We start from the raw sequence: 10,080 nt of genomic DNA, 5'->3' as shown, positions 1-10,080 counted from the left end.
GTGACGGCTGGTGTTTTGGTCGACTTCAGACGATACCGCCGGTCTCCCGCTGCCGCCACCTCCGCAGGAGCCGCCGGCCCTGGTCCAGCCCACCCGTGCACAGCGCCCGGCCTCAGGCAAAAATGGCCAAAGTCGAGTTTATGTGGTCGATTTCAAAGGGACGCATCCTCGGTTTGCTGCCTACTTTCTAAAGCATGCGCTCCGCGATTGCCAAAGCGACAAAGCGGCCGTGCCTGGTGTTGATCGCAATGTCTTGCACGAATTGAAGGTGCGCGTTCCGGATGTTGTGACGCAAGGTTTAATCGCCTCGGTCCTCTGCACCTACGACGATCTGATCGAAAACAACCGCCGGCGAATGGTGCTGCTGGAGGATGTGGCGCGGCAGCTCTACCGTGAGTGGTTCGTCCGACTGCATTTCCCCGGCTACGAGCATACTCGCATCATCGACGGTGTGCCGGAGGGGTGGCGCAGCAAGATGCTTGGTGAAATAGCCACCAAGATCGGGAGCGGATTTACACCACGCGGTGGGGATTCAATCTACGTTGCTGAGGGTACACCACTTATCCGCAGTATGAACGTCTATGATGACGATTTCTCTGAGGATGGTCTTGCATTTGTGAGTGAAGAGCATGCCACTGCTCTTTCTGGAGTTACAGTCGAGTCGAAGGATATTTTATTGAATATAACGGGAGCTTCGGTAGCACGCTGCTGCATGGCTCCAGGCCGATTACTTCCCGCTCGGGTCAACCAGCACGTTATGATCATCCGAGTCGATCCTATAGCAGCAAATCCGTTTTTCGTTCACAAGGCGATCAATAGTGACGAACGAAAACGGCAGATCTTAAGCTACGCTCAGAAAGGCTCAACGCGGGAGGCATTAACGAAAGAAATGGTTTCAGCGTTCCAGATCGTTTTGCCGACCGAAAATTTAATGCGGCGATTCGGCGATCACGCCGCATCCTTTTTCCAACAAGGTGAGAACCTGGCGTTACAGAACAAGAAACTCCGCACCGCCCGCGACCTCCTCCTCCCCCCCCTCATGAGCGGCGAGATTGCCGTATGACGCTGGAAGACCAGCATACCGACCGCAAGTCGCTGCGCATCATCACCGGCAAGACCGCCGATTGGGATGCGCTGGCGAAGGATTGCGTCTGCTTCGCCAACGGCCAGGGTGGTCGGCTCTTGATCGGGATCGAAGATGACGAGACGGAGCCGCCTGCCGGACAAGGGATTCCACCGGGGCTGCTCGATCGGCTGCGCAAACGGATCGGCGAGCTGACGGTGAACGTCCAGACGTTGCCCAGCGTGCAGCAGGCCGCGAACGGTGCCGAATTCATCGAGCTGCTGGTCGACCGCTCGCCGAGCGTCGCCTCGACCACAGATGGGCGTTACTTCCTGCGAGTGGGCGATAGCTGTCAACCGATCGTGGGTGATGACGTGCTGCGCCTGGCCAACGAGCGGCCGGGCCGCTCCTGGGAGTCGATGGACTCCGGTGTCGCACACACCGCGGCGGATCCTGTCCGGCTCGCCGATTTCGTGCGGGCAATCCGCGAATCGGATCGGGTCAAGCCCTCGGTAAAGGAGAAGGGGCCGGATGAGCTGCTGACCCATTACGGGCTTGCTCAAGGGCCAACGCTGACGCGGCTCGGCGTCCTGCTGCTCGGCGCCACGGCTGAGCGGCGGACCTTGGGCACCGCGCCCTTGGTGCAGGCAATCAAGTACGACGAGCTGGGTCAGAAGATCAACAAGTGGGTCTGGGACGACTACACCTTGTCGCCCGTGGATCTGCTCGATGCCCTCTGGCAGGAAATCTCTGATTTTCGCGAGAGCCAGGAAATTCCGGAGGGGATGTTTCGCCATAGCGTGCCAGCCTACGACGAAAAAGTGGTGCGCGAGCTGCTGGTCAACGCCCTGGTACATCGGCCCTACACCCAGCAGGGTGACATCTATCTGAACCTGCATCCGGACCGCCTGGAGTTGGTCAACCCCGGCCGGCTGCCCTTGGGCGTCACCCCGCGCAACATCTTGCATGCCAGCCGTCGCCGCAACGAAGGTCTGGCGCGGGTCTTTCACGACCTGAAGCTGATGGAGCGCGAGGGCAGCGGGTTCGATCTCATGTACGACCGGCTGTTGTCGCAGGGCCGACCGGCGCCGCTGATCGAGGAAGGCACGGATTGGGTCAAGGTGACCATCCATCGGCGCATCCTGAAGCCGGAGGTCATCCGATTGATGGCCGAAGCCGATGCGCGTTTTCAGTTGACTCAGCGCGAGCGCATTACCCTCGGTGCCCTGGCGCAAACCGAAGGCATGCCGGCGCGCGAGCTGGCCAACGTGCTTGAGACGGAGACCCTTGAGCCGCTGGCGCTCTGGCTGGGTCGACTCCTCGAATGGGGCCTGGTACAAACGACCGGAAAGACCTCTGGGACACGGTACTTCGTTGCGCCGGATTGGTTACGCCAGACACATCTCGACGATCGAACGACCTTAACTCGGATTACACCGCATCGGTTGAAGGCGTTGATCCTGGAGGACTTGGGCCGCTACCCCGAATCGTCCAGCCCGGAGATCAACCGTCGGATCGGTGAGGAGATTTCCGCTAAGACGGTTAAGCGCGCGCTGGATGGACTGGTGGAAGCGGGTCAGGTCATCCATGAGGGCGAGAAACGCTGGCGTCGGTATCGACTGGCCGACGGGTAACCTAAAGGACAGGTTTGGGGAATCCGTCATGATCGCCCCTCTGTGGAACCTGGCGATGACGGCTTAAAATATTGATGATAAAGGGTATTTATAAAGGACAAAGGTTGGTGAGTGTCCTTTAGAGTCCGCTGAAATGTCCGTTAGGAGAAGTCCGATGGCGCTGACCGACATCAACAGTGAAGACCGCCTGGTCCAACAGACCTTCGCCGATTACTTGCATGAGGTGCTGGGTTGGGACAGTCTCTACGCCTGGAATCAAGAGACCTTCGGGCCGGACGGGACGCTCGGGCGCAACGACACGACAGAGGTCGTCCTGGTTCGCGATCTGCGCGCGGCGATCGTCCGGCTCAACCCGGAACTGCCGGAGCAGGCCGTCAACCAGGCCATCGAGAAGCTGACCTGGCAAGACTTCAGCCGCTCGCTGCTTCAGCTCAATCAGGCGTTCTACCGCTTCATCCGCGACGGGGTGCCGGTCAGCTATCGGGACGCGAAGGGCCAGGCGCGCCAGGGCTACGCGAGGGTCATCGATTTCCGCCGGCCGAAGGAGAACCGTTTCCTGTGCGTGCGTGAGCTGAAGATCACGGGGCGGCGCACACCGAACTACAATCGTCGCGCCGACCTGATCTGCTTCGTCAACGGTCTGCCGCTGGTCTTTTTTGAGCACAAGGCGGTCTACAAGAACATCCGGGCCGGCTTCGAAGGGAACCTGCGCGACTATCTGGATGAGCATGTCATCGCCCATGCCTTCCATCACAACGCCTTCCTGATCGTCAGCAACGGGCATCGGGCGCGTTATGGCTCTATCACCAGCGAGTGGGAGCACTTCGCCGAGTGGAAACGCCAGGACGAGCGCGACCAAGGCAGTGTGGATGCCGAGGTTCTGCTGAACGGCATGCTCGCCAAGGAGCGGCTGCTCGATCTGGTGGAGAACTTCATCCTGTTCGATGCCAGCAAGCCAGGTGCGGTCCGCAAGATTATCGCGAGCAATCATCAGGTCCTGGGGGTGAATCTCGCGGTCGATGCGGTCATTCGGCAAGAGGCGCTGAAACGTGCGTTTCCGCCTGGCGAGCGACTGCGCAGCCGGGTTATCGAGCTGCCCCTTCAACCCCGGCAGTTTCAGAAGGCCGCCGAAGAGGCGGCCTCATACCTCCCGGAAGGTCCGATCGAGCTGCTCGAACTCCGGCATGCGGACCTCGGCCGGCTGGGTGTGTTTTGGCATACCCAGGGCAGTGGCAAGTCGTATTCGATGGCCTTCTTCACCGAGAAGGTACGTCGGCGCGTGCCGGGCAATTTCACCTTCGTGCTGATGACGGACCGTAACGACCTGGACAACCAGATCTACCGGACCTTCGTCGGTTGTGGGGTGGCGGACGAGCGGACGCCGCGGGCCGGCACCGGGAAGGATCTGGAGCAACTGCTCAAGGAGAACCATCGCTACATCGCCGACGACTTCGTCGCGCATTGCGCGACCCGTTGGGCGTCCGGCAAGTCGCTGCTGGTGTGCATCGACAAGATCACCTGCGCCCGCGTCCAGCAGCGGATTCTGCCGCGCTGGCAGGCCAAGGCGGCAGCCGTGCGCCGCGCAGCGGAGGCCAGGCAAGCGGACCTCAAGACGGCGACCGATCCGGATCTCCGGCAGCGGCTGTATGCGCAACGTGATCGGCTGATGGAGCAAGCCCAATGGCTCGACGAGACGATTATCGGGATCATCATCAGCGAGGGGCAAAACGAGGTCGCCGACTTCAAGAAATGGGACTTCGACATCATCCCGCACCGGGCGCTGATGAAACAGGGTTTCGAGACGGCCGACGGCAAGCGGGTAGATGTCGAGACGGCGTTCAAGAATCCTGACCATCCCTTCCGCGTCGCCATCGTCTGCGCCATGTGGCTGACCGGGTTCGATGTGGAGTGCCTGTTCACGCTCTATATCGATAAGCCGATGAAGGCTCACACTCTGATGCAGGCCATCGCCCGCGCCAACCGGCGCTACCCCGGGAAGGATTTCGGGCTGATCGTCGACTACAACGGCATGCTCAAGAGCCTGCGCGCGGCGCTCGCCCAATATGCGCTTGGTGATGAAGGCACGGGTGATGAGGCGATCGTCGCCCCCATCGAGGAGCGGGTGCAGGCGCTGCTGGAGGCCATCGGGGCGACCGAGGCCCATATCCGCGGTCTGGGTTTCAAGATGCCGTCCTTGCTCGGCGCTCAGGGGTTCGCCCGCATCAAGGGGATTGCGGATGCGGTAGACGCCGTCTATACCAGCGACGAGTCCAAACGGCGCTTTGAGATCCTGGCCCGGCAGGTTTTTGCCCGCTTCAGGGCGCTATTGATGGAACCGGCGGCCTTCACCTATGCCGAGCGCCACGATAACCTCGAGGCCATTTACAAGAAACTCACTGAGCGACGCGATACCGCGGATGTCACGGATCTGTTGAAGGCATTGCACCGCATCGTGAACCAGGCCATCCGCACCCAGGAGCCGGGCGCGGACCAGGCCGAAGGGTTGACCTTCGACCTCAGCCAGATCGATCTGGAGCGACTCCGCGCCGAGTTCGCGAAGAAGGTCAGGCGCAAGGCGACGGTACTGAAGGACATCCGCGAACTCGTCGAGCAGAAGCTCGCCGAGATGCTTAAGCGCAATCCGCAACGGATGGACTATTACAAGCGCTACCAGGAGATCATCGCCGACTACAACCGCGAAAAGGACCGGGTGACCATTGAGGAGACCTTCGCCAAGCTGACCGAGTTGCTCGACGGCCTTGATGAGGAGCAGCGGCGCGCCGCCGAAGAGGGCCTGAGCGAAGATGAGCTTGCCCTCTTCGACCTGCTGCGCAAGGACAATCTCGGCAAGGCGGAGCGCGAAACGGTCAAGCAGGCGAGCCGGGCGCTGTTGGCCTCGCTACGCAGATTGCTGGCACCGTTGGAACGCTGGACCGAAAAGGAGCAGACCCAAGCCGAGGTGGAAACCACCATCCTGGACCAGCTCTACCGGGATCTGCCGTCGCCGCCTTTCACGGACGAGGACAAACAAGCTGCGGCGGCGGTTGTTTACCGGCACGTCTGGCAACAGTCAGTGAGCGGGGCTTTCAGCATGGCGGCTTGATGCCCCGGCATCCGCTGCACCGGCGACTCGATGGGAATACGCCGGGCCAGGCGATCATCCGGCCTGCGGCTACTTCAGAATCTGAAACAGATTATTGAAGTCGTCCGTCCAGGCCAGCAATCCGGGGACAGGCTCCAGCGCCGTCGCCGCCTCCCGGATCCCCTCCTGTTCCAGCACGGCCGGGTTACGTGCCACCAGCATCCAATCCGTCCGGCGCAGGCTGCGCCCGTCCGGGTCATCATGGATCAACGCGGTGCTGAGCCCCTTGGTGCGGGCGATCTCGGCCACCACCGGCGGCAGCCACAGGAAGCGGTTAGTGAGATGGAAGGCGATGATGCCGTCCGGGTCCAGGTGGCGCAGATACAGGTCCATCGCCTGCGCTGTGATCAGGTGGACGGGCACCGAGTCGCCGGAGAAGGCATCGACCGCCAAGACATCGAATCCCTGGGGCGCCTCGCGCTCCAGTGAGAGCCGGGCGTCGCCCAGGACGGTTTCGACCTGCGCCTGGCTGTCGCCCATGAAACTGAACTCGGTTTGCGCCAGGGCGATCACCTGCGGGTTGATCTCATAGAAGCGATAGGTGTCTCCCGGCCGCCCGTAGACGGCGAGCGTGCCGGCCCCCAGACCGATCAGGCCCACCTTCTTATCGTGCGGATCGGTGTGGGCGATGGCCCGTCCGACGCCTGAGGTCGGGCCATAGTAGGTGGTGGGTTGCTGCCGCCGATCGGGGGCCAGGAATTGTTCGCCGTGTTTGATGGAGCCGTGATAGAGCTGGCGCACGTTGTCGCGCGGGTCCTCACGTTGGGCATCGAGGCTCAGCAGGTTGCCGTAGAAATTGCGCGCGATCTGCCGCGTGTCGGCAAAGTCGTCGGCGATCTGCACATACAGGAACCAGGCGCACAGCCCGGCCAGCACGCCGGCCCCGACTTGCAGCGGGCGGGACGGACGCAGCAACACCAGCGCCAGCAGGGCGGTGATGCCCAGGCCGATGCCCAATTCGTAGTAAGCCGGCAGGATGCGCGGAGCGATCAGCCCGACCGTGATCCCGCCCAGGGCGCCGCCCAGTGAGAGCATCAGATAGAAGCGGGTCAGATAGCGCGGTCCGGGACGCATCTGCGCCAGTTCGCCGTGCAGGAACATGCAGAAGAAGAACAGACCCGCGGCATAGAGCGGGATGGCCACCTTGATGTTGACCCCGATGGTGCTGTCCTGCAGCCCATAGGCGCAGACCAGGAGCAGGGCGGCGGTGGGCAGCAGGAACAGGCCGCGCCGGTACCAGCGGTCACTCTCGAAGCATAGCACGAACGTCAACAGATAGATGGAGAGCGGCAGCAGCCACAGAAAGGGGATGGCCGCGACATTCTGCGTGATGTGGTTGGTGATGGCGAGCAACAGCCAGGAGCCCATCGCCGAGAGTGAAAGCCACATCAGATAGTCGCGCGGTCGCGGATCCCAATCGCCTTCGGCCTCATGGGTCTGCGCATGGACCTCGGGCGGCAGGCGGTGCATGTGGCGCATGAAATACAGGGCGGAGCCGGTGCACAGGATCGCGAACAGGGCATAGACCCCGGACCAGGCATAGGCCTGGTGTAGCAGTGTCGCCCGCGGTTCGATGAGGAAGGGGTAGCTCAGCAGCGCCAGCAGTGAGGCCAGGTTGGACAGCGAGAAATAACGGTAAACATGAGCCCCAATCAGACTGCGCGCCACCCAGGACTGGATCAGCGGCCCGGTGGTCGAGAGCAGGAAATAGGGCAGCCCGATGGTCGCCAGCAGCAGACCCAATATCCACAGGGTCGGGTCCTCATTGCCGCTCGGCTTCCAGTCGGACCCGGCGACGATCGGCAACAGGGTCAGGCTCAACGCGAGCAGCGCGACATGCACCATCACCTGCCTGCGCGGCGCCAGATGGCGCGACACCCAGTCCGCATAGGCATAGCCGCCGAGCAGCGTGACCTGGAAGAACACCATGCACACCGACCACACCGCCGCCGAGCCGCCGAACCACGGCAGAATCTGCTTGGCGATCAGCGGTTGAACCAGAAAAAGCAGAAAGGCGCTGGAAAAGATGGTGCCGGCGAAGAGCAGCTTCGAACCTGAACTGTGCATGGGCGGCGTCGGTTCCGTGTTGTTTGGAGGGCTGCGGGCACCCAAGGCGCCCGGCCGGACAGGCTAGCCGATTGGCTGGGGGGCGGCAAATGGTGTCGCACCTTAGGGCCGGCACCCTGCTGTGCGAGGCGCTGGCCGCCGCCGGTCTGCTGGAGTGCGACTGGGCGGTGGCCGTGGATCTCAAGAACGGCGATCCCCAGTTCCCCGGCTCTGTGTCAAACTTGCGCCAGTCCGCCCGCGGCGACCGCCCGACCATTCACCATTCCATTTTGAAGCCAATGAGCACATTCACCCTGTACGCGAAGAATCTCCGCGCGCTCCGCTCCCTTGAATGGAGCCCACGCGGAGTCAGTCTGCTGGTCGGTGCCAATGGAGCGGGGAAAAGCACGGTATTGCAAGCGCTGAAGTTCCTGCGTCTCGCCGTGCATCGAGATCCTGCCGAGGCCGTGAATCTGGCATTCGGTGGATACTTCGATCTGAAGAACCGCGTTGCTGCCGAGCATGAGCCGATCGAGATCGGCATTCGGATCGGCAATCTGGACCTTTGCCTGCGACTGGTGTCCGTACAGGGCTTAACGATTTCTGCGGAGGCGACGCTGCACGATGGGGTAACCGAGCTGTTCCGGGGCGACACGGGGGGGAGTCATCTCTCGTTTTTGAGCCCCCTCGATCCGGTAGTCCCAGACTTTATCAGCACCATCATTAAGATGGGGATTTTTCACGATCCTGACATCTGTAGCCTACGCGGCGGCTCGAATATTGCGCATACGCAGGTGCTTGACAGCCGAGGCACGAATGCCATAACGATGCTACGCGGTTGGTTTCAGCGTCGACCAGACCGCTGGCGTTACGACTTCGTCTTAACCGGTCTCAGGGCCGCCTTTCCCAGGCTCATTGCCGATCTGGATTTCGTCGAGGCAGGTAACACGATCGCGGCACAGATCTATCGTCCCGGTAGCGAGATGCCCGCGCATCTGGGCTCCGAAGCCAACGGCGTACTGGCGCTGCTCGTATTGCTCTGCGACCTGGCCGCTACCGAGCAAGGCGGTATCGTCGCGATCGACGAACCGGAGAATTCGCTCCATCCCTATGCAATTCGGCTATTTGTCCGCCTGGCCGACCAGTTGGCCCGCAGGAACGACCTAACCGTGGTGTTCACAACGCACTCGCCTGTGCTCCTGGACGCTTTCAACGACAAGCCAGAGCAGGTTTATGTGCTGGACGGCATGACCGAGCCCGCTCCAGTCCGTTTGAGCGAGCTCAAGAATCCCGAATGGCTGCGGCAATTTCGGCTCGGCGAGCTGTATGCGGACGATGGGATCGTCAGCAACGACGATGAAAGCGGATGTGGGTAACGCGGTGAAGCGGATTCGTTTCGTCGTGACGGGCGATCTGGAGCGCAAGGCCATCGCCGGATCCATCTCGGCCCGGTTTCCGCCGACGGACGGCGACGGCAATCCTGTCGCGTGGCTGCGTGCCCAGAAGGTGCCGGCGGCGACGACCCATCGCTTGGCTGCATCCGCCGCACCAAGCGGAACGATGAAGGCATTGGCACGTCGCGTCATAGCCGAGGCAGCGGAGGGCGAGGACGGGAATCCGGCCGATCTGGTCATCGCCGTCGATGATCTGGAGCTTCATAATATCGACCAGCCGGAGGTTGTCTGCGACCACTTCCAGCGAGCCATGGAGATTGAGATCGAGGACCGCAAACTGAGTCAGGCTGCCGAGCAGCGGTTACGCAAGAACATCCGCGAGCGTTGCAGCTTCCATCTTTTGTGCCCAATGGTGGAGGCGTATTTTTTCGGCGAGCCGGAAGCACTGACAAGGGCCGGATGCGCGCCAGGCGTCGAACTCCTGTTGGTCAAGGAAGACCTGGAGGACTTCGAGTGCCGAGATCCGCTGTGGCTGCCAAACTGTACGGCGGAAAACCAACGCAAAATACAGCCCCCGAACCCGATGCCCTGGTGGCGCGAAGAGCGGCATCCCAAGCACTATCTGGAGCATCTCGTAGCGCGCAACGGCGGATTCTACGATGAGGTCCTTGGCGGCAACGAGGCGCTCAAGGTACTCGACTGGCACCGCGTTGCGTCGGGTGCGCAGTCCGTTTCATTTGCTCGGGCATTGTTTGAAGATGTGGCCGACTTTTTCGGTGTAGCGAATCCGCTCGGACAGGG

6 protein-coding genes are annotated in these 10,080 nt (G+C 61.8%); 5 read left to right on the top strand and 1 reads right to left on the bottom strand.

Annotated elements, in window-relative coordinates; all coding sequences use genetic code 11:
- Window positions 1-142: 142 nt before the first annotated feature.
- From QZY03_RS20680 to QZY03_RS20670, 3 genes are all read left to right on the top strand, one after another.
- On the top strand, window positions 143-1,063 hold the full coding sequence (locus tag QZY03_RS20680) for a hypothetical protein (protein ID WP_295584152.1): 921 nt from the start codon (window positions 143-145) through the stop codon (window positions 1,061-1,063).
- Window positions 1,060-2,697, top strand: a complete 1,638-nt coding sequence (locus QZY03_RS20675; RefSeq protein ID WP_295584150.1) for an ATP-binding protein — start codon at window positions 1,060-1,062, stop codon at window positions 2,695-2,697. The genes QZY03_RS20680 and QZY03_RS20675 overlap by 4 nt, the downstream gene beginning before the upstream one ends.
- A 154-nt stretch (window positions 2,698-2,851) precedes the next feature.
- On the top strand, window positions 2,852-5,800 hold the full coding sequence (locus tag QZY03_RS20670) for a type I restriction endonuclease (protein WP_295584148.1): 2,949 nt from the start codon (window positions 2,852-2,854) through the stop codon (window positions 5,798-5,800).
- 69 nt (window positions 5,801-5,869) lie between these two features.
- Here QZY03_RS20670 and QZY03_RS20665 read toward each other — a convergent pair whose 3' ends face one another.
- The gene (locus QZY03_RS20665) at window positions 5,870-7,906 is read right to left on the bottom strand and encodes a fused MFS/spermidine synthase (protein WP_295584147.1); all 2,037 of its coding nucleotides are present in this window, start codon (window positions 7,904-7,906) and stop codon (window positions 5,870-5,872) included.
- Window positions 7,907-7,995: 89 nt separating this feature from the next.
- On the opposite strand from QZY03_RS20665, the gene QZY03_RS20660 reads away from it, so the two are divergent.
- The gene (locus tag QZY03_RS20660; RefSeq protein WP_295584145.1) at window positions 7,996-9,261 is read left to right on the top strand and encodes an AAA family ATPase; all 1,266 of its coding nucleotides are present in this window, start codon (window positions 7,996-7,998) and stop codon (window positions 9,259-9,261) included.
- On the top strand, window positions 9,212-10,080 hold an 869-nt coding region (locus QZY03_RS20655), incomplete at its 3' end, for a hypothetical protein (protein ID WP_295584143.1). The genes QZY03_RS20660 and QZY03_RS20655, both read left to right, overlap by 50 nt.

It is taken from the genome of uncultured Lamprocystis sp., from assembly GCF_903933125.1.
Classification (GTDB): domain Bacteria; phylum Pseudomonadota; class Gammaproteobacteria; order Chromatiales; family Chromatiaceae; genus Thiodictyon.
Note: the sequence above shows the minus strand (reverse complement) of the source record. Positions and strands in the feature narration are given on the sequence as shown.